This is a genomic window from Streptomyces drozdowiczii, assembly GCF_026167665.1.
GTDB classification, from domain to species: domain Bacteria; phylum Actinomycetota; class Actinomycetes; order Streptomycetales; family Streptomycetaceae; genus Streptomyces; species Streptomyces drozdowiczii_A.
Window position 1 is genome coordinate 530,453 of record NZ_CP098740.1, and the last position, 22,787, is coordinate 553,239.

A 22,787-nucleotide genomic window follows, 5' to 3' on the forward strand; every position below is an offset into this window, starting at 1 on the left:
GTTCAGGTGCGCCCCTCGCGCTCCTGCGCCTCTTTCAGCGCCGGCGAGGCCGGGGTCCAGCGGGCCCGCACCACGGTGAATCCGGCCAGCTCGGCGGCGTCGCAGACCAGCTCGTCGTCGTCCACGAGTATGCGCACGGTACGGTCGCGGCCGAGCCGCTCCAGGATCTCCAGCTTGGTCCGGCGCGCCGGTCGGCGGTCGTCGTTGCGCCGCATGTGCAGCCGCCCCTCGGGCAGCCCGGTACGGCCCAGCCAGGCCACGGTGTCCTTGCGGCACCGCTCCGGCCGCCCGGTGAGGTAGACGATCTCGCACTCCTCGGCGCTGCTCAGCGCCAGCCGTACGCCCTCGTCGAGCGGCGGGTCGTCCACGGCGGCGGCGAAGAAGGCGGGCCAGTTCCGGCGGCCCTCCAGGAAGTGCTGGCGGTGCGCGGTGTCGGCGAGCGTACCGTCAAGATCGAACACGGCCACCGGCCGTTCGTCGTTTCTCATGCGGCCAGCAAACCAAGCGGCGGCCCGGCCCGGCCAACCGGCACGACCACCGAGCACGGAGACCTCTCCCCCATGACCTCGCCCCACGATCCGTACGTCCGGGTCCGAGGCGCCCGCGAGCACAATCTGCGGAACGCCGATGTCGACATCCCCCGCGACACCCTCACCGTCTTCACCGGGGTCTCCGGCTCGGGCAAGTCCTCGCTGGCCTTCGGCACGATCTACGCGGAGGCCCAGCGCCGCTACTTCGAGTCCGTCGCCCCGTACGCGCGGCGGCTGATCCATCAAGTGGGCGCGCCCGCCGTCGGCGAGGTCACCGGGCTACCGCCGGCCGTCTCGCTGGAGCAGCGCAGATCGGCGCCGGGCGCGCGGTCGTCCGTGGGCACGGTGACGACGCTGTCCAACTCGCTGCGGATGCTGTTCTCGCGGGCCGGGGACTATCCGGAGGGGGCCGAGCGGCTGGACTCGGACGCCTTCTCGCCGAACACCGCCGCCGGGGCGTGCCCCCGCTGCCACGGCCTCGGCCGGGTCCACCGCACGAGCGAGGAACTGCTGGTCCCGGACCCGGGCCTGTCGATCAGGGAGGGCGCGATCGCCGCCTGGCCGGGGGCCTGGCAGGGCAAGAACCTGCGCGATGTGCTGGACGCGCTCGGCCACGACGTGGACCGGCCGTGGCGGGAGCTGGACCCGGCCGACCGGGAGTGGATCCTGTTCACCGACGAGCAGCCGGTGGTGACCGTCCATCCGGTGCGCGAGGCGGGGCGCATCCAACGGCCCTACCAGGGCACGTACATGAGCGCCCGCCGCTATGTGATGCACACGTTCGCCGACTCGAAGAGCGCCACCCTGCGGGCGAAGGCCGAGCGCTTCCTGAGCAGCGAACCCTGTCCGGTGTGCGGGGGCAGCAGGCTGCGGCCGGAGGCCATGGCCGTCACCTTCGCGGGGCGCACCATCGCGGAGCTCGCGGGTCTGGCGCTCACCGAACTCGCCGGTGTGCTCGCGGCGGCGGGCGGCGACGGGACCGCCCGGGTGCTGACGGCGGACCTCCTCGCCCGCATCGGGACCGTCAACGAACTGGGCCTCGGCTATCTGAGCCTGGACCGCACGGCGCCCACGCTCTCCTCCGGTGAGCTCCAGCGTCTACGGCTGGCGACCCAGCTGCGCGCGGGCCTCTTCGGTGTGGTGTACGTCCTGGACGAGCCGTCGGCCGGTCTGCATCCGGCGGACACCGAGGCGCTGCTCGCGGTGCTGGGGCGGCTGAAGGAGGCCGGGAACACGGTCTTCGTGGTGGAGCACCAGATGGATGTGGTGCGGCGGGCGGACTGGCTGGTGGACGTGGGTCCGCTGGCCGGTGAGCACGGCGGCCGGGTGCTGCACAGCGGGCCGCCCGCCGGGCTCGCCGGGGTCGCGGATTCGGCCACCCGACGCTTCCTCTTCCCGGACGCGCCGCCCGCGCCGCGCGAGGTCCGCGCGCCCTCGGGGTGGCTGCGGCTGTTCGGGGTGGAACGGCACAATGTGCGCGGGGTGGACGCGGCGTTCCCGCTGGGGGTGTTCACGGCGGTGACCGGGGTCTCCGGTTCCGGCAAGTCGACGCTGGTGGGGCAGGTGCTGGCGGGGGCGCTGGTGGACCGGCGCGGTGCCGCGGAGGACCAGGAACGGCCCGTGATCGGATACGCCCGCGCCGAGGGGCTGGAGGCGGTGGACCGGCTCGTCCAGGTGGACCAGCGGCCCATCGGGCGTACACCCCGGTCCAACCTGGCCACGTACACCGGTCTCTTCGACGTGGTGCGCAAGCTCTTCGCGGCCACGCCGCTGGCCCGGGAGCGGGGGTACCGGGCGGGCCGGTTCTCGTTCAACGTGACCGGCGGGCGGTGCGAGACGTGCCAGGGCGAGGGGTTCGTCTCGGTGGAGCTGCTGTTCCTGCCGAGCACCTACGCGCCCTGTCCGGACTGTCACGGGGCGCGGTACAACCCGGAGACGCTGGAGGTCACGCTGCGCGGGCTGGACATCGCCCAGGTGCTGGACCTGACCGTGGAGTCGGCGGCCGGGTTCTTCGCGGAGACGCCGGCCGCCGCGCGCAGCCTGGGGACGCTGCTGGACGTGGGGCTCGGCTATCTGCGGCTCGGGCAGCCCGCGACGGAGCTGTCCGGCGGCGAGGCGCAGCGGATCAAGCTGGCGGCGGAGCTCCAGCGGGCGCGCCGGGGCCACACGCTGTACCTCCTGGACGAGCCGACGACGGGGCTGCATCCGGCCGATGTCGAGGTGCTGATGCGCCAGTTGCACGGTCTGGTGGAGGCCGGCTCCACGGTGGTGGTCGTGGAGCACGACATGGCCGTGGTCGCGGGGGCGGACTGGGTGATCGACCTCGGTCCCGGCGGCGGCGACCGGGGTGGCCGGGTCGTGGCCGAGGGGCCTCCGGTGGCGGTGGCGGAGGCGCCGGAGAGCCGCACGGCGGGTTATCTGCGGGCGGCTCTGGGGCTCGCCTGAGGGGTCGGCGTCCCTCAACTCCGGCGTACATCAAGCGGGTTGGCGGGCAGCGCGGGGAAGGGAAATGAAACAGTAAAGAATGTTGACAGTTATCTGGTCCATACCAATCATGGGCATGCCACACGGTCGTACGCCGCCGTGCGGCATGTGACCCCCGGCCGGGACTCACAGGAACGGGCCGCGCCCCTCCCCGGGCGCGGCCGAGCCGTGCATCCGCCCGTTGTCCCACCCCGCTGGGAGCTGCCCCATGAGACGTCCAAGAACAGTCGGCGCCGTCCTGAGCGCCTTGGCCACCGCCGTCGCTTCCGCAGGTCTGGTCCTCGGATCAGGCGCCGGAGCGCAGGCCGCCACCACCGCCGCCACCCCCATGCCCGCCCATGTCTTCGCCCCGTACTTCGAGGCGTGGAACGGCGACAGCCCGGCCGCGCTCGCCCAGGCGTCCGGTGCCAAGTACCTGACCATGGCGTTCATCCAGACGGAGTCCCGCGGCTCCTGCACCCCGTACTGGAACGGCGATTCGAGCATGCCGATCGCCCAGTCCGAGTTCGGGGCCGACTTCACCACGATGCGGTCGCGCGGCGGTGACGTCATCCCCTCGTTCGGCGGCTACACCGCGGACAACACCGGCACCGAGATCGCCGACAGCTGCACCGACGTCGACTCGATCGCCGCCGCGTACGAAAAGGTCGTCACGACCTACGACGTGACCCGCCTCGACATGGACATCGAGGACAACTCGCTGACGAACAGCGCCGGCATCGACCGCCGCAACAAGGCGCTCAAGAAGGTCCAGGACTGGGCCGCCGCCAGTGGGCGCCCGCTCCAGATCTCGTACACCCTGCCCACCACGACCAGCGGACTCGCGAGCAGCGGTCTCGCGGTGCTCAAGAACGCGGTGTCCAACGGCACGCAGGTCGACGTCGTCAACCTCATGACGTTCGACTACTACGACGGCGCCACGCACGACATGGCCGCGGACACCAAGACCGCGATCACCGGTCTGAAGGGCCAGCTGGCGAAGCTCTACCCGTCGAAGACCGACGCCCAGCTGTGGGGCATGACCGGCATCATCGAGATGCCCGGCATCGACGACTACGGACCCGCCGAGACCTTCACCACGGCCAACGCGCCCGTGGTGTACGACTGGGCCGTCTCCAAGGGCGTCGGCACCCTGTCGTTCTGGGCGCTCCAGCGCGACAACGGCGGCTGCCCGGGCACCGGCGGGAGCGACACCTGCTCCGGCATCGCGCAGGACACCTGGTACTTCACGCACACCTTCGCCCCGTTCACGGGCGGCGGCAGCGGCCCGGTGACCGACGACTACTCGGTGGCCGTGACCCCCTCGTCGGCGACCGTCGAGCCGGGCAAGTCGACGACCGCCACCGTGAAGACCGCGGTGACCTCGGGCGCCGCCAAGACGGTCGCGCTGACCACGAGCGGTGCCCCGGCCGGGGTGACCGCCTCGCTCAGCCCGACCTCCGTGACGGCCGGCGGCTCCTCGACGCTGACGCTCAGCGCCTCGGCGTCGGCGGCCCCCGGCACGTACACCGTCACCGTGACCGGCGCCTCCGGCACCCTCAGCCACTCGGCCTCGTTCACCTTGACGGTGCCCGGTGCCGGTGGCGGCACGGGGTCCCTGGTCAACGGTGACTTCGAGACCGGTGCGCTGGGTCCGTGGACCTGCGAAGCGGGCGGCGCGGTCGTCTCCTCGCCGGTGCACGGCGGCACGCACGCGCTGTCCGTCGCGGCCACCTCGTCGCAGACCGGCGAGTGCGCCCAGACGCTCACCCTCGCCCCCAACACCAAGTACACATTGCAGGGTTACGTCCAGGGGAACTACGCCTACCTCGGTGTCCGGGGCGGCGCGACGGCGAGCACCTGGGGGCTGTTCAACGGCTACACCAAGCAGTCGGTGACCTTCACCACCGGTTCCAGCGGCTCGGTCACGGTCTACCTGCACGGCTGGTACGGCCAGGGCGCGGTGTACGGGGACGACCTCTCCGTCACCAAGTCCTGACGCACTGAGGGCCCCGGAGGCGGGCGGCCTCCGGGGCCCTCGGCCGTGCAGCGGCTCAGCGGCGGGCCTTGCGGGTCGCCCGCAGCCACTCCTTGTTCATGGCCGAGATCGACGGCAGCGGGATGCCCTTGGGGCAGGCGGTGGCGCACTCCCCGGTGAGCGTGCAGCCGCCGAAGCCCTCGCTGTCCATCTGCTCCACCATGTCGAGCACCCGGGTCTCCCGCTCGGGGGCGCCCTGCGGGAGCACGTTGAGGTGGTTGACCTTCGCCGAGGTGAAGAGCATCGCCGAACCGTTGGGGCAGGCCGCGACGCAGGCGCCGCAGCCGATGCACTCGGCGTGCTCGAAGGCGAAGTCGGCGTCCGGCTTCGGCACCGGCGTGGCATGCGCGTCCGGGGCCGTACCGGTCGGGGCGGAGATGTAGCCGCCGGCCTGGATGATCCGGTCGAAGGACGAACGGTCCACGACCAGGTCCTTGACGACCGGGAAGGCCGAGGCGCGCCAGGGTTCGATGTCGATGGTGTCGCCGTCGTCGAAGGCACGCATGTGGAGCTGGCAGGTGGTGGTGCGCTCCGGACCGTGCGCGTCGCCGTTGATGACGAGGCTGCACGCGCCGCAGATGCCCTCGCGGCAGTCGTGGTCGAAGGCCACGGGGTCGTCACCCGCGAGGATCAGCTCCTCGTTGAGGGTGTCGAGCATCTCCAGGAACGACATGTCCTGCGAGATGCCGTCCACCTCGTACGTGGACATGGCGCCGGGGGCGTCGGCGTTCTTCTGGCGCCAGACGCGCAGGGTGAGCTTCATGCGTAGCTCCGCTGAGTGGGGTGGACGTACTCGAAGACGAGGTCTTCCTTGTGCAGGACGGGGGCCTCACCGGTGTCGGTGAACTCCCAGGCGGCGCCGTAGGAGAACTCCTCGTCGCGCCGGGCGGCCTCGCCGTCCGGGGTCTGGGACTCCTCGCGGAAGTGGCCGCCGCAGGACTCGGCGCGGTGCAGGGCGTCGAGGCACATCAGCTCGGCGAGCTCCAGGTAGTCCACGACGCGATTGGCCTTCTCCAGCGACTGGTTGAACTCCTCGCCGGTGCCGGGGACCTTGATGCGGCGCCAGAACTCCTCGCGGATCAGGGGGATCCGGGCGAGCGCGGTGCGCAGCCCCTCCTCGTTGCGAGCCATCCCGCAGTATTCCCACATGAGTTCGCCGATCTCGCGGTGGAAGGAGTCGGGGGTGCGGTCGCCGTCGACGGCCAGCAGCAGGTGGAGCCGGTCCTCGGTCTCGGCGACGGCCTCCGCGACGGCGGGGTGCGAGGCGTCGATGTCGTCGTGGTGCGGGTTGCGGGCGAGGTAGTCGTTGATGGTGGACGGCAGGACGAAGTAGCCGTCGGCGAGTCCCTGCATCAGCGCGGAGGCGCCGAGGCGGTTGGCGCCGTGGTCGGAGAAGTTGGCCTCACCGATCGCGAAGAGGCCCGGGATCGTGGTCTGGAGGTCGTAGTCGACCCAGAGCCCGCCCATCGTGTAGTGCACGGCCGGATAGATCCGCATCGGGGTCGCATACGGGTCCTCGGCGGTGATGCGGGCGTACATGTCGAAGAGGTTGCCGTACTTCTCCTCGACCTTGGCCCGCCCCATCCGCCCGATGGCCTCGGCGAAGTCCAGGTAGACGCCCTGGCCGCCGGGTCCGACGCCGCGCCCCTCGTCGCAGACGTTCTTCGCGGCGCGCGAGGCGATGTCGCGGGGCACCAGGTTGCCGAAGGAGGGGTATTGGCGCTCCAGGTAGTAGTCGCGCTCGTCCTCGGGGATCTCGTTCGCCGGCCGGGTGTCGCCCTTGGCCTTGGGCACCCAGATGCGGCCGTCGTTGCGCAGCGACTCGCTCATCAGGGTCAGCTTGGACTGGTGGTCGCCGGTGCGCGGGATGCAGGTGGGGTGGATCTGTGTGAAGCAGGGGTTCGCGAAGTAGGCGCCGCGCCGGTGGGCCCGCCAGATGGCGGTGGCGTTGGAGTTCATCGCGTTGGTCGACAGGTAGAAGACGTTCCCGTAACCACCGCTGGCGAGGACCACCGCGTCGGCGAAGTAGGTGTCGATCCTGCCGGTGACGAGGTCGCGGGCGACGATGCCGCGCGCCCGTCCGTCCACGACGATCAGGTCGAGCATTTCGGTACGGGAGTGCAGCTCGACGTTGCCCGCGGCGATCTGCCGGGACAGCGCCTGGTAGGCGCCGAGGAGCAGTTGCTGTCCGGTCTGGCCGCGGGCGTAGAAGGTGCGGGAGACCTGGACACCGCCGAAGGAGCGGTTGTCGAGGAGGCCGCCGTACTCACGGGCGAAGGGGACGCCCTGCGCGACGCACTGGTCGATGATCTCGACGGAGATCTGGGCGAGCCGGTGCACGTTGGACTCGCGGGCGCGGAAGTCGCCGCCCTTGACGGTGTCGTAGAAGAGGCGGTGCACCGAGTCGCCGTCGTTGCGGTAGTTCTTGGCGGCGTTGATGCCGCCCTGCGCGGCGACGGAGTGGGCCCGGCGCGGCGAGTCCTGGAAGCAGAACTGGACGACGTGGTAGCCCTGTTCGGCCAGGGTCGCGCCGGCCGAGCCGCCGGCCAGGCCGGTGCCGACGACGATGACGGTGTGCTTGCGCCGGTTGGCGGGGTTGACCAGCTTGGCCTCGAAGCGGCGGGTGTCCCAGCGCTCGGCGACGGGGCCGGTGGGGGCCTTGGTGTCGGCGACGGGTTCGCCGGTCGTGTAGTGCGTGTAGTCGTTCATGTCAGCTCACGACTCCGGTCATGACGGCGACGGGTACGGAGATGAAGCCCACCGTCAGCACCAGCGCGAGGACGTTGCCGAGGGTCTTCAGGACGCGGTCGCGGCTCGCGCGGCCGGCGCCGAGGGTCTGCGCGGCGCTCCAGAACCCGTGCTGGATGTGGAGCCCCAGGGCGAGCATCGCGACGATGTAGATGACGTTGCCGTACCAGGTGGAGAAGGTGTCGATGACGTTCTGGTACGGGTGGCCGGACTGGAAGCCGCCGGAGTGCACGGTGCCGGTCGTCAGGTCCAGGATGTGCCAGACGATGAACAGCCCCAGGATGACCCCGCCGTAGCGCATGGTCCGGGTGGCGTAGCTGGCGCGCGGCCGCTTGTGCACGTACTTGGTGGGCCTCGCCCGCAGGTCGCGCCTGCTGAGCTGGTACGCGGAGACCGCGTGCAGCACCACGGCGGCGACGAGCACGACGCGTACGATCCACAGCCCCCACTCGTAGTGCAGGACCGGCTCGCCCATCACCCGCAGCCAGTGCGCGTAGCCGTTGAACTCGTCGGTCCCGAAGAAGATCTTCAAGTTTCCGATCATGTGGGCGACCAGGTAGAGGAGCATGACCAGTCCGCTGACGGCCATGATCGCCTTCTTGCCGACGGTCGAGTCCCAGAGCGTGCGCGTCATGGACGGCCGTCGGTCCGTCCGGGTTGCCAATGCCATGGACACGAAGCTAGGCCCGGGGAGGGGATCAGTCCAACACATCGAGCAGCTGATCTCCATAGCCGAAGCCTATCGAGCGGGGTAGCGTGGGGTGATGCAGTTCCAGCAGCTCACCTATTTCGTGGCCGTCGCGGAGGCCCGGCACTTCACCCGCGCCGCCGAGGAGGTGCACGTCTCGCAGCCCTCGCTCTCCCAGCAGATCCGGGCCCTGGAGAACGAACTGGGCGCCGAGCTGTTCAGCCGGGCGCGCGGCAACATCACCCTGACGGACGCGGGCGAGGCGCTGCTCCCGCTGGCCCGGCGCATCCTGGCCGACGCCGACACCGCGCGCCACGAGGTGCAGGAGCTGGCGCAGCTGCGCCGGGGCCGGGTGAGGCTGGGGGCGACGCCCAGCGTGTGCACGGGCCTGCTGCCGGAGGTGCTGCGCGCCTTCCACGACCTGCACCCGGGCATCCAGCTGCTGCTGGAGGAGGGCGGTTCGCACGATCTCGTACGGGAGCTGGCGCGCGGGGCGCTCGATCTGGCCCTGGTGGTGCTGCCGCTGCCGGCGGCCTCACCGGCGCTGACCACGGTCGAGCTGCTCCAGGAGGACCTGGTGGTCGTCTCGTCGGCGCAGCGCCCCCGGCCGGGCCGGGGCGGGCGGGTCCGGATCGCGGATCTGGAGGGCGAGCCGCTGGTGATGTTCCGGCACGGCTACGACCTGCGGGAGCTGACGGTGGCCGCCTGCCGGGCGGAGGGCTTCGAGCCGTCGTTCACGGTGGAGGGCGGCGAGATGGACGCGGTGCTCGGCTTCGTCCGGGCGGGCCTGGGCATCGCGGTCGTCCCGAACATGGTCGCCACCCGGGCCGGTCTCGACCTGCGTACGACTCCGCTGGCCCGGCCCGGACTGCGCCGCACCATCGCGCTGGCGCACCGCAGCGACGTGGCCCCGCCGCGCGCGGCCCGCGAGCTCCAGCGGGTCCTGCTGGCGGGGCGGGCGGGCGCGGCGGGCCCCTGAGGCGTATCCGGGACATCCCGTCGACGCCCGAAGGGGCTCCGCGCCCGCCCGGCTCACACCGCGTCGGCCAGCAGCAGCGAGTGGATGCGGTCCGGGGCGCCGGGGCGGGCGTAGTACCAGCCCTGGGCCGTGTCGCAGCCCAGCTGCCGCAGCTGCTCGGCCTGGGCGCCGGTCTCCACGCCCTCCACGGTGACCGCGAGGTCGAGGCTGTGCGCGAGCGACACGATCCCCTCGACGATCTTCAGGTCGACCGGGTCCGCCGGATGGTGCTGCATGCCCTGGGTGAAGGACCGGTCCAGCTTCAGGACGCTCACCGGCAGCCTGCGCAGGTTCGCGAGGTTGGAGTAGCCGGTGCCGAAGTCGTCCAGGGCGATGTCGACGCCCATCTCGGCGAGCTGGCGCAGCGGCTTCAGCACGTCCTCGTCGGCCCCGATGAGCGCCGACTCGGTGACCTCCAGGCAGAGCGCGCCCGCTTCGAGCCCTGAGCGCTCCAGGACCTCCACGGTCTCCGCGACCAGCTGCGGATGGTGCAGCTGAGCCGGTGAGAGGTTGACGTTGATCCGCAGGGGGCCGCCGTCGGTGTGCCGTTCCTGCCAGAAGTTGGCCTGCCGGACCGATTCCTCCAGGACCCAGCGGCCGAGCGGCACGATGAGCCCGGTGTGCTCGGCCAGCGTGATGAACCGGTCGGGCCCCAGCACCCCGTGCTGCGGATGGCACCAGCGCACCAGGGCCTCGGCGCCGTGCACCGTACCGTCGCCGAGGTGGACGAGCGGCTGGTACTCGATGAAGAACTCGCCGCGTTCGAGGGCGGCCGGCAGCGCCGTCGTGAGACCGTGCCGGGTGATGGCCCGGGCGTCCGCCTCCGCGTCGGCCAGCTCGAAGCGGTTGCCGCCCGCGGACTTGGCGCGGTACATGGTGATGTCGGCGCTCCGCAGCACCTCGGCGGCGCTGCGTTCCCCGGCGGGGCCCTCCACGACCCCGATCGAGCCGCGCACCGTCAGCTCGCGTCCGTCCAGCCGGATGGGCGTGGAGAGGACGCTGAGGATGCGGCAGGCGAGTTCGTCCACCTCGGCGGGGCTGTCGAAGCTCGTCGTGAGCGCCACGAACTCGTCGCCGCCGAGCCGGGCGACCATCTCGCCGGAGGCGGTCGCGCAGCTCTGGAGGCGGTCCGCGACCTCCACGAGCAGCCGGTCGCCCGCGGCGTGGCCGAGGCTGTCGTTGATGGCCTTGAAGCCGTCCAGGTCCAGGTAGCAGAGGCCGAAGCGGCTTCCGTCCCCGGCTGAGAGCGCTTTCTCCAGGCGCTCGAAGAAGAGCGTCCGGTTGGGCAGGCCGGTGAGCGCGTCGTGGGTCGCCTCGTAGCGCAGGCGGAGGTTGAGCAGGCGGCGCTCGGTGGTGTCCTCCAGCAGCGCCAGCTGGTATTCGGGCCGCCCCTCGGCGTCGCGCAGCAGCGACACCGTCAGGTTGGTCCACAGGACGGTGCCGTCGTTGCGGTAGTACGGCTTCTCGACGCGGTAGTGCTCGCGTTCGCCGCGTACCAGCTCGTTGTAGTACTTCCAGACCTGGGGCGAGTCCTCGGGGTGGACCCACTCGTTGACGCGGTGGCTCAGGACGTGGTTCTCCAGGCCGCCGAACATCCGGGTGAGGGTGTCGTTGACCTCCAGCACATTGCCGTCGAGGTCGGCGATCCCGATGCCGATGGCCGCGTCCTTGAAGACGGCGCGGAAGCGTGCCTCGGTGGCGTGCAGGGCCTGTTCGGCGTGGGAGCGGGCGGCGAGCGCCGAGCGGGCGATGGCCTCCTGCTCGGCCAGCGTCCGTTCGCGCAGGGCCTGGGTGAAGCCGGCGGCCACCGCGTGCTGGATGCGGGCGCAGCGGGACCGGCTGTCCTCGGTGGTGAGGGCCACCGGTCCGTTGCTGCCGCAGTAGAGCACCAGGTACGAGTCGACGACGCCGAGCGTGGAGCTGAGCGCGTCCGGGTCGGTGCAGTGGGCGGCGACGAGCGCGCCGCCGACCCCGGTGGCCGCGGCCGCGTCGAACGGGCGGGCGTGCAGGGTCTCGCTGAGGGTACGGGCCAGCGGCAGCAGGTGCTGCTCGAACTCGGGCCGGGTCAGGGAGGTGGCCGTCAACGGGAAGATGGCCCGGCTCCAGATGGTGGCGAACCTCCGGAGCCGGTCCTCGGGGCCGTCGGGCGCCGCCTCCGGGACTCCGGACGACTGGGCGGGAATGCTCACGCCTTGCGTCCCACTCCCGCGATGCCCGAGAAGGCGTATGGGTCCTCGTTCTCGGGGGCGGCGGGGTTCTCGGGGCGCCATTCCGGCATGGCGACGAGGCCGGGCTCGACCAGCTCGAAGCCGTCGAAGAAGTGGGCGACCTCCTCGCGGGTGCGCATGACCAGCGGGTTGCGGATGTTCCGGTAGACGCCGACCGTGCCGCCGGCCTCCTCGCGGGGCAGCGGAATCCCCTCGTACGCGGCGTGGGTGACGACCAGGAGGCTGCCGGGGGCGAGCATGTCGCGGAGCGCGGCGACGGCGGCGCGCGGGTCGTCGGAGTCCTCGATGAAGTGGAGTACGGCCACGAGGAGCAGCGCCACGGGGCGGTCGAAGTCCAGGAGCTTGGCGACCTCGGGGCTGTCCCGGATCTCCTGGGGGCGGCGCAGGTCGGCCGAGGAGATCGTGGCGCCCTCGTTGCCTTCCAGGACGGCCTGGCTGTGCGCGACGGCGACCGGGTCGTGGTCGACGTAGGCGACCTTGGCGGCGGGGTCGATCGCCTGGGCGACCTCGTGGACATTGCCGAAGGTCGGTATCCCGGAACCGATGTCGAGGAACTGGGTGACGCCCTCGCCCAGCGCGTAACGCACCGCACGCCGCATAAACGCCCGGTTGGCCTGCATCGCCTTGGGAAGTCCCGGCATGAACTCCATGGCCTTCCGGGCCGCTTCCCGGTCCACCTCGAAATTGTGCGAGCCGCCCAGATAGAAGTCATACATTCGGGACACGCTCGGCACCGAAATGTCTATGCCTTGCGGTGCCCAGGCGGGACGCTCCATCGATGTCTCCAACAAGTCGCCACGGCGATCCGGCCATGTCCATGGTCAGTGTGGACCAGAGGCTACTGATCGACCGCCAAGAGAGCGAGCGGAAACGGAAATTAGCCGTCCGTTATTGGTCACACTCCCATGGCATGTGCAACCGACTCGTCGCTGCCCGTCACATTCGCCGAACGAGAGAGATCGAATAGTTCACTCCCGGACTACTTTGGCACGTCAGTGAGGTCCGAGTCACCGACACCCGGGCACCATGTCCCGCGAGGCCCTTGGACGTTGGCGTTCGCGGGCCGGAAGCCTTCGGGGCGGTACGGGGGCGTCCGGGCTCCGGCAGACCGGCGCGCGTCTCACCGTCACCGGACCAAGGCCGGGAATGCGCGGGACCGGTGACACATCCTTTGGCGCCATTCCCGCGGAGAGGGTCGACAATCGGCCATTTCCGGAGGCCGGGGACCGGCACGCCCCTGTTCCATTTCATCCGGGCCAAACCCCGGGCATCCCAGGTCCCCTCCATCAGGCGAATCCGGAGGGGGTCCGGCGTGCCGCCGCACGGCCCGGAACATGCTCCCGGTCGTGTACGGATCACTCTTCTGGCGGCTGGCCACGGCGCTCGCGCTCACCTGGCTGCTGACCGCCCCCACCCCCGCGACCGCCGACAGCTGCGCGTACGCGTCCATCGGGGAGGGCGACGGCGGTACGGCCGTGGCCGTCAGCGGTGACGGCAGCTGCTTCGCCGGCCCGGTGCCGGAGCCCACTCCGACGCCCACGCCGAAACCGAAGCCGCCCCCACCACCGCCGCCCCCGCCGAAACCGGCACCACCGCCTCCTCCACCACCGCCTCCGCCTCCTCCGCCGCCCCCGGCGCCCGAGCCCGTACCGGCACCGCCGCCTCCGCCACCGCCCCTCCCCCGCCGCCTGCCCCGAAGCCCGAGCCTGCGCCCAAGCCCAAGCCGAGCCCTTCGCCGTCGGTACGGCCCTCGCCCTCCGTCCACGTCGCACTCCCCGCCTACCGCAGACCGGTGCGGAAGCCGCCGCAGCGTCACACCTCCCTGGTCACGCTCACCTTGATGATCACGGCCCCCGGCGTGTTCGCCGTCGCCGTACTGCGCCCCCGTTCCCGATGAATCCCGGAGACGCCCATGTCGGAATGGCTCGTCCTCACACTCGCCATGGTCGCGGCCACCGCCGTCGTCCTGACCATCGCCGTCCTCAGCAACCGCAGACTCCCGGAGGACGACGACCCGTCCGAAACCCCTGACGTCATCGAGTACATGACGATGATGATCGGAGTGATCTACGCGATCGTGCTGGGCCTCGCCATCGCGGGCGTCTGGGAGGGCCGGGGCGCCGCTCAGGAGTACGTACGCCAGGAGGCCCAGGCCCTGCACGAGGTGAGCGAGCGCTCCGCCGTCTATCCGCAGGAGGTGCGCACCCGCATCCGGGCCGACGTGGACGCCTACGTGAGCTATGTGGTGCACGACGAGTGGCGGACCATGACCGAGCACGGGACGCTCAGCGACCGCGGGACCGAGCTGCTGGACCGGGTGCGCGACGACGTCACGGACTACCGGCCGAAGACGGACCACGAGGGGCAGGCGTATCAGCCGCTGGTCGATCAGGTGGCCGCCGCCGACGACGCACGGAGCGCCCGGGGGCAGAGCGCCGGCGCCACCATGCCCGGGGTGGTGTGGTTCGGGCTGGTCATCGGCGCTCTGGTGACCGTGGGGCTGATCTTCACGCTCCAGATCCGCCGGACCTTCCGGGAACTCCTGCTCGCGGGGCTGTTCAGTGTGCTGATCGCCTTCCTGCTCTTCCTGATCTGGGACTTCGACTCACCCTTCGGACGGGGATTCTCGGCCACCGCCGCCCCCTTCCTCGACCTCTTCCCGGGGGCGGCGGACAGGCCCTAGCCGAGGGGGTGCGCCGCCCGGGGGACAGCGGTGCCCCATTCGCCGGACCCCGATCGCGGGCGAAATGCACCACTTCTAGCGTGGGCGGCATTCGAGGTGCATTTCTGACGCTTTGTGGAAATCCGTTCCGCAGCTGCTCCTCGGGGACCCGGAGGATTCACCATGCGCGCAATACGTGTCGCCCCCGTCGCTCTGCTCGGCGCCGCCGCACTCGCCCTGACCGGCCCGGCCGTGACCGCGTACGCCGCGACCGCGGGCGGTCCGTCGGGCGGCGGGAACGGGTACACCGTGACGCCGTCGGTGGTCGCGCCCGGGGGCAAGGTCACCCTGGCGGCCCGGGGTTGCTCCACGACGGCCACGGCGTCCTCGGGGGTGTTCGACACCGTCACCATCCCGATGAACGGCAGCGCCCAGGCCACCGTCGACTGGGACGCCAAGCCGGGCGCCGCCTACGAGGTGACGTTCATCTGCAACACCACGCCCAGCTCCACGGCCAAGGTGAATCTCACCGTCAGCGCGGCCACGGGCACGCCCACGACCAGCTCGACCAGCACGGCGGCGGCCACGGCCTCGCCGGCCGGCGTGCAGGGCGGTCTCGGCGGCAGCATCGACAGCGTGAACTCCGGTGAGATCGTGGCGGGCACCGCGCTCGCCGTGGCCGCCGGGGCCGGTGTCGTGTTCTACGTACGCCGCCGCAGGGAGAGCCGGTCGCACTGACCGGTACGAGCGGATGTGCCATGGGAGTCGCCCCGGGTCCTGTCACAGGACCCGGGGCGACTTCGTTATCGGTCCGGCGGGAGCGTCCTGACGGTCAGGCCGCCCCATGGCCCGTCCTCCGGCGGCGCATGAGGTACACGCCTCCGCCGAGGGCCGCCGAGGCGACGAGACCGGCGCCGACGCCCATCTCCGCCGGGGTGGCCGCCATCGAGCCGCCGAGCCCGCCCTGCGCGCCCCGGCTGTCGAGCACGGTGAAGCGGTGGCTCGCCGTCCGGTCGGTACCGTCGCACCGGACCGTCAGGTTGTACGTGCCGGGCGTCGCGTCGTTGAAGATGCGGACCCGGGCCTGGCCGACCCGGCCGGCCGAGAGCCGGGTGGTGCGGAAGGCGTTGGACGAGACGCTGCCGCCCCGGCCGCAGCCCTCGGCGCTGACCTGCATGGACGCGCCCTGGTGCACGCGCTCGGGGTCGACGGTCACGTTGTTCGGGCCGTTGTTGCGCCCGTTGCCGTTCCCGTTGTTGTTCCCGTTGCCGTTGCCGTTGCCGTTGCCGTTGCCGTTGCCGTTGTTGTTGCCGTTGTTCCAGCCGCCCTGGTCGTTCCAGTCGTTCTGGTTGTTGCCGTTGTTCTGATTGTTGTTCTGGTTGTTGTTCTGGTTGTTCCCGACGTCTCCGCCGGCGGTCGCCATCGGGGCGCCGGCCCCGAGGGCGGCGACGGCGGCCGCCGCGACCACCAGAGCGCGTGTAGCACGCATCGTTCCAACCTCCACCGGGAAGCGCCCCGGGGCTCTGTGCACCGGGATGGATCGACGAGAACGCCTCCCATGACGAACCCTCACCAGAACCTTGATCGCCCGCATTTCGGCGCTGCTCCGGACCGGTGATCCGACACGCCGTGCGAATGCCCGGTGAGCTGACGGAGCCCCAGGTCACGGGCCGTCAGAAGTTTTGTCCGCGCGCTACTCCGATAAGCATCCGGGTGGTGTGCCGCCACCCGTTCGCCCTTCTCTGATCGCCGCCCGGTGGCACCGCGCCTAGCGTTCTGCTCGTCGCGACGAAGGGAGAACCATGGGCCGGGACAACTGGCGACCGGAACGGATCCGACACTCGCCGTGGGGCGCGCTCGCCCTGGCGATGCTCTCCGGTCTGGCACTCATGCGCAACGGGGCCGACCTCTCCCCCGGCCCCCGCAGCCGGTCGCCGCCGCATCGGTGGGCCACCAGAACAACGCCCCCGCAGCCCCCGCCGCGGGCCCGGTCGTCAAGCCGCTCCCGTACGCCCCCGTCGCCCGCGTGGCGATCCCCGACATCCAGGTCGACGCACCGGTCATCGATGTGAATCTCGACCCCGACGGCTGGATCGAGACCCCGCCGCCGGAGGATCCCAACCTGGCCGGCTGGTACCAGAACGGCATCGCCCCCGGACAGACCGGCACCTCCGTCATCGTCGGCCACGTCGACAACAAGGCGGGCCCCGCCGTCTTCTACGGGCTCGGCTCGCTGAAGAAGGGCGACCACATCGAGGTCGACCGCAGCGACGACCGGGTCGCGGTCTTCGAGGTGTACGGGGTCGAGGTCTTCGCCAAGAACGACTTCCCCGGCGCCCGGGTGTACGGGGACACCGGGCAGCCGGAGCTGCGGGTCATCACCTGCGGCGGCGGTTACACCAAGGCGAACGGCTACGACGGCAACGTCGTGGTCTTCGCCCGCCTGGTGGAGACCCGCTGACCCTCCCCGTCAGAGGCGCCGCGGCACCGTGAGCCGGTATCCGTCGTCCAGCAGCTCCGGCAGGTACCGGCGCAGCGCGGCCACGCTCTGCGCGCGGTTGCCGCCCGCGTCGTGCGAGAGCACCACGACCCCGGGGCCCGCGCCCTGCCTGACCCGGCGGACGATGGTCTCGGTGCCGGGCACGGTCCAGTCGAGGGTGTCCACGGTCCAGGCCATCGGTTCCATGCCCATCGCGGCGCCGATCTCGAAGGAGTTGCGGTTCCAGGCCCCGTAGGGCGCCCGGTACCAGAGCGGCCCGGCGCCGGTGATCTTCTCGATGACCTCGCTGGTACGGCCCAGCTCGTCGGTGACCCCGGCCCGGGAGAGCTTGGTGACCAGGGGGTGCGTCCACGAGTGGTTGCCCACGGTGTGCCCCTCGTCGGAGATCCGGCGGACGAGGTCGCGGTTGTCGTTCGCCATCTCCCCGCAGAGGAAGAACATCGCCCGTACGTCGTGCTCGCGCAGCGTGTCCAGGATATGCGGGGTGTAGAGCGGGTCGGGGCCGTCGTCGAAGGACAGCACCATCGCGTGCCCGATGTCCGGCAGCTGCTCGAACGGCCGGGTGCGGACCGGCGGGGTCGCGGGTCGGTAGCGGGGCGGTGCCTGTCCCGTCATGGGCCGCAGCCGGTAGGCGAGCGGCCGACTCCGGAAGGCGGCGGCCGGGGGTCCCGCCGCCCCTGCGGCGGGGGTCGCCGGACGGCCCGGGGAGGTGCCGGGGTCGCGGGCGACGAGCCCCACGGCGGTGGCGGCTCCCAGTCCCGCGGCCAGCCGCAGGACCGTTCTCCGCGGGGGCAGCCTGTGCTCACTCTTCATCCCCCACTGCTCGCACGCCCGTCCCCCCGTCCGCCTCAGCGACACCGGCCGCCGGGGTTTTTGCACCCGGATGGCGGGGAAAGCCCCGCACCCCCGGTGAGCTGGACGCGGCCCCCGGGAGGCCGGGCCGAAAGCCTGGGGGCGAGCCGATAGCCTCACTGCCGTGACAGATCAGCACTCCCACCAGTTCGAACGTGGCACAGACGGACCGAAAGTGATCGTCGCGGGCCTCGACGGTTCCGAGTCGTCCATGCGCGCGGCGGCCTACGCGGCCGGGCTCGCGCGCCGGCAGCGGGCCATGCTGGCGCTGGTGTACGTCCAGCCGGTGCTGGCGGCGGGCGCGGCGCTCGGGGCCCCGGTCGGCGACGCGACCGCGGAGGTGGCCGAGGGGCTGGTGGAGGAGATCCGGCAGTCGACGGCCCGTATGAAGGACATATGGGATGTGCGCTGGGAGTTCCACACCTTCCGGGGTGACCCGTACAACGGTCTGGTGACCGCCGCCGACGAACTCAAGGCGGACGCCGTGGTGGTGGGCGCGTCGGAGTCGGCGGGGCACCGTTTCATCGGTTCGGTGGCCGTCCGCCTGGTGAAGGCCGGCCGCTGGCCGGTCACCGTGGTGCCGTAGCCCTGCCCGTCCGTCGTGCCGTGAGCCCGCCCGGGGTGTCGCCCGACCGTTCACCGCACCATTCGCCGCTCTGAGCGACCGCTCGTCGCACGGGGCGGCTTTTGTCCTGTTCCTCGTGGCCTGAATGCGCTCGTATACGCCAGGTCGGCAGCGAGGCCGGACCTGGCGGGAAGGGCGTTCACCATGACCACGACGAAGACCGATGAGCGGGCGCTCGCGGAGCTCCAGCGTGAACACGGCCCCGCCCTGTTCCACTTCCTGCTCGGGCTGACCTTCGGCGACCGGCAGCGGGCCGAGGACCTGCTCCAGGAGACGCTGGTGCGGGCCTGGCAGCACCCGGAGGCGTTCGACGGCCCCTACGAGTCGATGCGGCCCTGGCTGTTCACCGTGGCCCGCCGACTGGCGATCGACGCCCGGCGCTCCCGGTTGGCCCGCCCGGCCGAGGTGAGCGACGCCGGCCTGGAGTGCGCCCCTGCGGGGGCCGACACGACGGAGTCCGCGGTCGCGGCACTCGATGTGCGCGAGGCGGTGCGCGCCCTGAGCCCGGAGCACCGGTCGGTGCTGGTGCAGATCTACTTCCGGGGGCTGAGCGTGGGCGAGACGGCCGAGGTGCTGGGGATACCGGCGGGCACGGTCAAGTCGCGTTCGCACTACGCGCTGCGGCTGCTTTCCCGTAATCTGCCCGGCTACACGCGCCGCCCGTCCCGGGAACGGACGGTCGTCGGCGCCTCGTGCGTGTGACGCATCCGGTGCGGCGGATCCCGCGTTTCCGGCCACGCGGGGCGCGCTCCCCCGGTTCAATGCTGCGTGGGCGATCGGCCGGGCGGCCCGTCGGCCGTACGGGCCCGAGACCGAGGGAATGGGGCGATACGGGATGCCTCCGGAACGTCATGAGGGGTCCGGCGCGGCCGAGCTGCCGGTCCCGATGGCCTGGATGTACGCGGAGTACCTGGCCGACGAACTGCTGCGCTCCGGCGACCTGATGGAGCCGACGACGCTGGAGTTCCGGGCGGGGCGGGACGCGCTGGCGCTGACCGTCTTCCTGCTGGACGGTGCGGTGGCCGGGGCGCTGCCGGCCGCCCGGGTGGACGAGCTGCGGCTGCTCACCGCGTCCGGGACTCCGTGGCGCCAGTGGGTGCGCGCCCGGCTGGCCGCCCCGGTGGCGGGCGGCACCGAAGCGGATCTGGCGCTGGCCCGGTCGGCCTGGCGGTGGCTGGAGGAGACCGAGCTGCTGGCCGCCGATCTGGAGGCGATCGGGCAGCTGCCGCCCTGGGAGCCGGACGAGGGCGCCGAGGAGGGGCTCGAGGAGGAGGCGCGGGTGTGGACCCCGGCCTGGCAGCTGGGCCTGCCGCTGGGGCATCTCGCGGTGCACCTGTACTGAGGGCCTGCCCGTCAGGACCCGTGCACCCCCGCGCGGTACTTCGGCAGCCGTACGGTGATCCGCATCCCCGCCCCGATGCCCGTCTCGATGACGAGCCCGTACTCGTCCCCGTACACCTGGCGGAGCCGTTCGTCCACGTTGAGCAGGCCGATGCCGGTCGAGCGGCCGCCCTCGCCGCGCAGGATGTGGCGCAGCCGCTGGGGGTCCATGCCGGTGCCGTCGTCCTCGATGACCACCTCGGCCTCGGACCCGGCGTCCAGGGCGCTGATGGTGATGCGGCTGGAGGTGACGGCGCCTTCGAGGCCGTGTTTGACGGCGTTCTCGACGAGCGGCTGGAGGCAGAGGAAGGGCAGGGCGACGGGCAGGACCTCGGGGGCGACCTGGAGGGTGACGGAGAGCCGTTCGCCGAAGCGGGCCCGGACCAGGGCGAGGTACTGGTCGATGGAGTGCAGCTCGTCCGCAAGGGTCGTGAAGTCGCCATGGCGGCGGAAGGAGTAGCGGGTGAAGTCCGCGAACTCCAGGAGCAGTTCGCGGGCCTGCTCCGGGTCGGTGCGGACGAAGGACGCGATGGCGGCCAGTGAGTTGAAGATGAAGTGCGGGGAGATCTGGGCGCGCAGGGCTCTGATCTCGGCCTCGATGAGCTGCGTGCGGGAGCGGTCGAGTTCGGCCAGTTCCAGCTGGACGCAGACCCAGCGGGCGACCTCGCCGGCGGCCCGGGCCAGGACGGCCGATTCGCGCGGGGCGTAGGCGACGAGGGTGCCGAGGACGCGGTGGTCGACGGTCAGCGGCACGGCGACGGCCCACTTCAGCGGGCAGTCCAGGTCGTCGCAGCCGCTGTGGAAGGCGGTGTCGCGGCCGGTCTCCAGGACGCCCGCGACCTGTTCCATGACGTCGCGGCCGTGGTGGTCGCCCTCGCCGTCCCAGACGAGGACCCCGTCGCGGTCGGTGAGGCACAGCGCGTCGGTGCCGAGGAGTGAGCGCAGCCTCCGCGCCGACCGGCGGGCGCTGTCCTCGGTGAGCCCGGCGCGGAGCGGGGGCGCGGCCAGGGACGCGGTGTGCAGGGTCTCGAAGGTGGCGTGCTCGACGGGCGTGCCGACGTCGCTGGTCCGCACGGGCCGGGCGGTGCGGCGGCCGAGCAGGAGGCCCCCGCGAACAGCAGGAGGGCGAGCACGACGACGGCGGCGTATCCGGCCCCGGTCACCGGTGCCTCCCGGTGGTGAGCGCTTCGGGCAGGTGGAAGCGGGTCATGGCGGCGTTGGTGCCGGGCGGTATCCGGCCGGGCGTGGCCAGGGAGACCAGGATCATGGCGAGGAAGCCGACGGGCACGGACCAGACGGCGGGCCAGGCGAGCAGGGCGTGCGGCCAGCCGGGCGGGCGGACCGCGCCGCTGACGGTGATGGCGACGGAGAGCAGCGCGGAGCCGCCGCCGAGCAGGAGGCCGGCGACCGCCCCGGGCGGGGTGAGCCGCCGCCACCAGATGCCGAGGACGAGCAGCGGGCAGAAGGAGGACGCGGAGACGGCGAAGGCCATGCCCACGGAGTCGGCGACGGGGACCCGGCTGACCATCAGTGAACCGGCCAGGGGCACGGAGATGGCGAGGACGGTGGCCAGCCGGAAGTGACGCACCCCGCGCGAGGGCAGCACGTCCTGGGTGATGACCCCGGCGACGGCCATGGTGAGCCCGGACGCGGTGGAGAGGAACGCGGCGAACGCGCCGCCCGCGACGAGCGCCCCGAGCAGGTCGCCGCCGAGTCCGCCGATGACCCGGCCGGGCAGCAGGAGCACGGCGGCGTCCGCGTCGCCGCCGTGGATCAGCTCGGGGGCGTACAGCCGGCCCAGCGCGCCGTAGACGGGCGGCAGGAGGTAGAAGACGCCGATGAGGGCGAGGACGGCGACGGTGGTGCGGCGGGCGTCGCGGCCGTTGGGGCTGGTGTAGAAGCGGACGACGACGTGCGGCAGGCCCATGGTGCCGAGGAAGGTGGCGACGATGAGGCCGTAGGTGGCGTACAGCGGGTGGTCGGCGCGGAACGTGGAGAGGTGTTCGTCGAAGGTGATCCGGGGCTGTCCGTCGCCCTGCCAGGCCAGCACCAGGAAGATCGCGGGGACGAGGAGCGCGGTCAGCTTCAGCCAGTACTGGAAGACCTGGACGAAGGTGATCGAGCGCATCCCGCCGGCCGCGACGGCGAGCACGACGACGGAGGCGACGAGCACGTCGCCGAGCCAGCCGGGCGCCCCGGTGAGGATCTTGAGGGTGAGTCCGGCGCCCTGGAGCTGGGGCACCAGATACAGCCAGCCGGCGCCGACGACGAGGACGCTGACGAGTCTGCGTACCTGCCGGGATTCCAGGCGCCCTTCGGCGAAGTCGGGCAGGGTGTACGCCCCCGAGCGGCGCAGCGGGGCGGCGACGAAGACCAGCAGGACGAGATAGCCGGCGGTGTAGCCGACCGGGTACCAGAGCATGTCGGGCCCGTGCACGAGGACCAGGCCCGCGATGCCGAGGAAGGAGGCGGCGGAGAGGTATTCGCCGCTGATGGCGGCCGCGTTGAGCCGGGGGCGCACGGTGCGCGAGGCCACGTAGAAGTCGGAGGTGGTACGGGAGATCCGCAGGCCGAAGCCCCCGACGAGGACGGTGGCCAGGACGACGACGGCGACGGCCGCCACCGCGTACGTGCGGCTCACGGGGCGGAGCGGCCTTCCACGAGCCGGGCGAAGTCGCTCTCGTTGCGCTCGGCGCGGCGCACGTACCACCAGGCGAGCACGGTGAGCGGCGGATAGGCGGCGAAGCCGAGGACCGCCCAGACGACGGCGGAGCTGTGCAGCGCCTCGAAGACGAGGGGCAGGGTGCCCACGACGGCGGCGAGGACGGCGAAGGCGGTGAGTCCGGCCCGCAGTTGTCCCCGCATCAGCGAGCGGACGTAGGCGCCGCCGAGCGCGGTCTGCTCGTCGATCTCCGACTGGGTGCGGTAGCGCGGCAGCGGGCGCACCCGCCGGGGCTCCCCCGTCACCACTTCGCGCCGGGGTGTGGGCTCTGCGGACATGGGGCCGGAGTGTATGCGGCACCCGGCCCCGCTGGGAAGGGGTTCGCGGGGCGGT

The 22,787-nt window shown here is 71.9% G+C and carries 18 protein-coding genes and 2 pseudogenes; 9 read left to right on the top strand and 11 right to left on the bottom strand.

What is annotated here, in order from left to right; translation table 11 throughout:
• Positions 1-2: 2 nt before the first annotated feature.
• Entirely contained in the window at positions 3-488 is a 486-nt protein-coding gene (locus NEH16_RS02430; RefSeq protein WP_265538837.1) for an LNS2 domain-containing protein, read from the bottom strand.
• 72 nt (positions 489-560) lie between these two features.
• On the opposite strand from NEH16_RS02430, the gene NEH16_RS02435 reads away from it, so the two are divergent.
• Together NEH16_RS02435 and NEH16_RS02440 are read left to right on the top strand one after the other, a co-directional pair.
• Complete coding sequence (locus tag NEH16_RS02435) at positions 561-2,975, top strand: excinuclease ABC subunit UvrA (RefSeq protein WP_265538839.1); 2,415 nt, start codon at positions 561-563, stop codon at positions 2,973-2,975.
• A gap of 247 nt (positions 2,976-3,222) precedes the next feature.
• Positions 3,223-4,992, top strand: coding sequence for a glycosyl hydrolase family 18 protein (locus NEH16_RS02440; protein WP_265538841.1), 1,770 nt, complete (start codon positions 3,223-3,225; stop codon positions 4,990-4,992).
• Positions 4,993-5,047: 55 nt separating this feature from the next.
• Here NEH16_RS02440 and NEH16_RS02445 read toward each other — a convergent pair whose 3' ends face one another.
• The 3 genes from NEH16_RS02445 to NEH16_RS02455 are packed head-to-tail and all read right to left on the bottom strand — an operon-like array spanning position 5,048 to position 8,449.
• Positions 5,048-5,794: a succinate dehydrogenase/fumarate reductase iron-sulfur subunit gene (locus NEH16_RS02445; RefSeq protein ID WP_265538842.1), complete on the bottom strand. Its 747-nt coding sequence runs from the start codon at positions 5,792-5,794 to the stop codon at positions 5,048-5,050.
• Positions 5,791-7,740, bottom strand: coding sequence for a fumarate reductase/succinate dehydrogenase flavoprotein subunit (locus tag NEH16_RS02450; RefSeq protein WP_265538844.1), 1,950 nt, complete (start codon positions 7,738-7,740; stop codon positions 5,791-5,793). The genes NEH16_RS02445 and NEH16_RS02450 overlap by 4 nt, the downstream gene beginning before the upstream one ends.
• Position 7,741: 1 nt before the next feature.
• Entirely contained in the window at positions 7,742-8,449 is a 708-nt protein-coding gene (locus NEH16_RS02455; protein ID WP_073967235.1) for a succinate dehydrogenase, read from the bottom strand.
• A gap of 94 nt (positions 8,450-8,543) precedes the next feature.
• On the opposite strand from NEH16_RS02455, the gene NEH16_RS02460 reads away from it, so the two are divergent.
• Positions 8,544-9,446 (top strand): LysR family transcriptional regulator, encoded by a 903-nt coding sequence (locus tag NEH16_RS02460; protein WP_265538847.1) that lies wholly within the window; start codon positions 8,544-8,546, stop codon positions 9,444-9,446.
• Between the two features lie 53 nt (positions 9,447-9,499).
• Here the strand turns inward: NEH16_RS02460 and NEH16_RS02465 are convergent, their stop codons facing one another.
• Both NEH16_RS02465 and NEH16_RS02470 read right to left on the bottom strand, forming a co-directional pair.
• Positions 9,500-11,674: a putative bifunctional diguanylate cyclase/phosphodiesterase gene (locus tag NEH16_RS02465; RefSeq protein ID WP_265538849.1), complete on the bottom strand. Its 2,175-nt coding sequence runs from the start codon at positions 11,672-11,674 to the stop codon at positions 9,500-9,502.
• Positions 11,671-12,489: an SAM-dependent methyltransferase gene (locus NEH16_RS02470; protein ID WP_073967238.1), complete on the bottom strand. Its 819-nt coding sequence runs from the start codon at positions 12,487-12,489 to the stop codon at positions 11,671-11,673. Before NEH16_RS02470 ends, NEH16_RS02465 begins: the two co-directional genes overlap by 4 nt.
• Before the next feature lie 1,136 nt (positions 12,490-13,625).
• Between NEH16_RS02470 and NEH16_RS02475 the strand changes: the two genes are divergently transcribed.
• Together NEH16_RS02475 and NEH16_RS02480 are read left to right on the top strand one after the other, a co-directional pair.
• Positions 13,626-14,396 (top strand): DUF4239 domain-containing protein, encoded by a 771-nt coding sequence (locus NEH16_RS02475; RefSeq protein WP_265538852.1) that lies wholly within the window; start codon positions 13,626-13,628, stop codon positions 14,394-14,396.
• Between the two features lie 162 nt (positions 14,397-14,558).
• The gene (locus NEH16_RS02480) at positions 14,559-15,113 is read left to right on the top strand and encodes a hypothetical protein (RefSeq protein WP_265538854.1); all 555 of its coding nucleotides are present in this window, start codon (positions 14,559-14,561) and stop codon (positions 15,111-15,113) included.
• A 94-nt stretch (positions 15,114-15,207) separates the two neighbouring features.
• Here NEH16_RS02480 and NEH16_RS02485 read toward each other — a convergent pair whose 3' ends face one another.
• Positions 15,208-15,864, bottom strand: a complete 657-nt coding sequence (locus NEH16_RS02485; RefSeq protein ID WP_265538856.1) for a hypothetical protein — start codon at positions 15,862-15,864, stop codon at positions 15,208-15,210.
• Between the two features lie 313 nt (positions 15,865-16,177).
• On the opposite strand from NEH16_RS02485, the pseudogene NEH16_RS02490 reads away from it, so the two are divergent.
• Positions 16,178-16,836 (top strand): annotated as a pseudogene (locus tag NEH16_RS02490) (class F sortase).
• 9 nt (positions 16,837-16,845) lie between these two features.
• Here NEH16_RS02490 and NEH16_RS02495 read toward each other — a convergent pair.
• Positions 16,846-17,688, bottom strand: a complete 843-nt coding sequence (locus tag NEH16_RS02495) for a polysaccharide deacetylase family protein (RefSeq protein ID WP_265538858.1) — start codon at positions 17,686-17,688, stop codon at positions 16,846-16,848.
• Positions 17,689-17,851: 163 nt separating this feature from the next.
• Here NEH16_RS02495 and NEH16_RS02500 point away from each other — a divergent pair, with 163 nt between their 5' ends.
• From NEH16_RS02500 to NEH16_RS02510, 3 genes are all read left to right on the top strand, one after another.
• The gene (locus NEH16_RS02500) at positions 17,852-18,313 is read left to right on the top strand and encodes a universal stress protein (RefSeq protein WP_026171102.1); all 462 of its coding nucleotides are present in this window, start codon (positions 17,852-17,854) and stop codon (positions 18,311-18,313) included.
• Between the two features lie 183 nt (positions 18,314-18,496).
• Complete coding sequence (locus NEH16_RS02505; RefSeq protein WP_265538861.1) at positions 18,497-19,054, top strand: sigma-70 family RNA polymerase sigma factor; 558 nt, start codon at positions 18,497-18,499, stop codon at positions 19,052-19,054.
• Between the two features lie 133 nt (positions 19,055-19,187).
• Positions 19,188-19,694, top strand: a complete 507-nt coding sequence (locus NEH16_RS02510) for a hypothetical protein (protein WP_265538862.1) — start codon at positions 19,188-19,190, stop codon at positions 19,692-19,694.
• 11 nt (positions 19,695-19,705) lie between these two features.
• On the opposite strand, the pseudogene NEH16_RS02515 reads toward NEH16_RS02510, so the two are convergent.
• The 3 genes and pseudogenes from NEH16_RS02515 to NEH16_RS02525 form a co-directional block, all read right to left on the bottom strand.
• A pseudogene (locus NEH16_RS02515) lies at positions 19,706-20,895 on the bottom strand (sensor histidine kinase).
• Positions 20,892-22,373, bottom strand: coding sequence for a cation acetate symporter (locus tag NEH16_RS02520; RefSeq protein ID WP_265538864.1), 1,482 nt, complete (start codon positions 22,371-22,373; stop codon positions 20,892-20,894). Before NEH16_RS02520 ends, NEH16_RS02515 begins: the two are co-directional and overlap by 4 nt.
• The gene (locus NEH16_RS02525; RefSeq protein ID WP_073967248.1) at positions 22,370-22,732 is read right to left on the bottom strand and encodes a hypothetical protein; all 363 of its coding nucleotides are present in this window, start codon (positions 22,730-22,732) and stop codon (positions 22,370-22,372) included. The genes NEH16_RS02520 and NEH16_RS02525 overlap by 4 nt, the downstream gene beginning before the upstream one ends.
• Positions 22,733-22,787 lie beyond the last annotated feature (55 nt).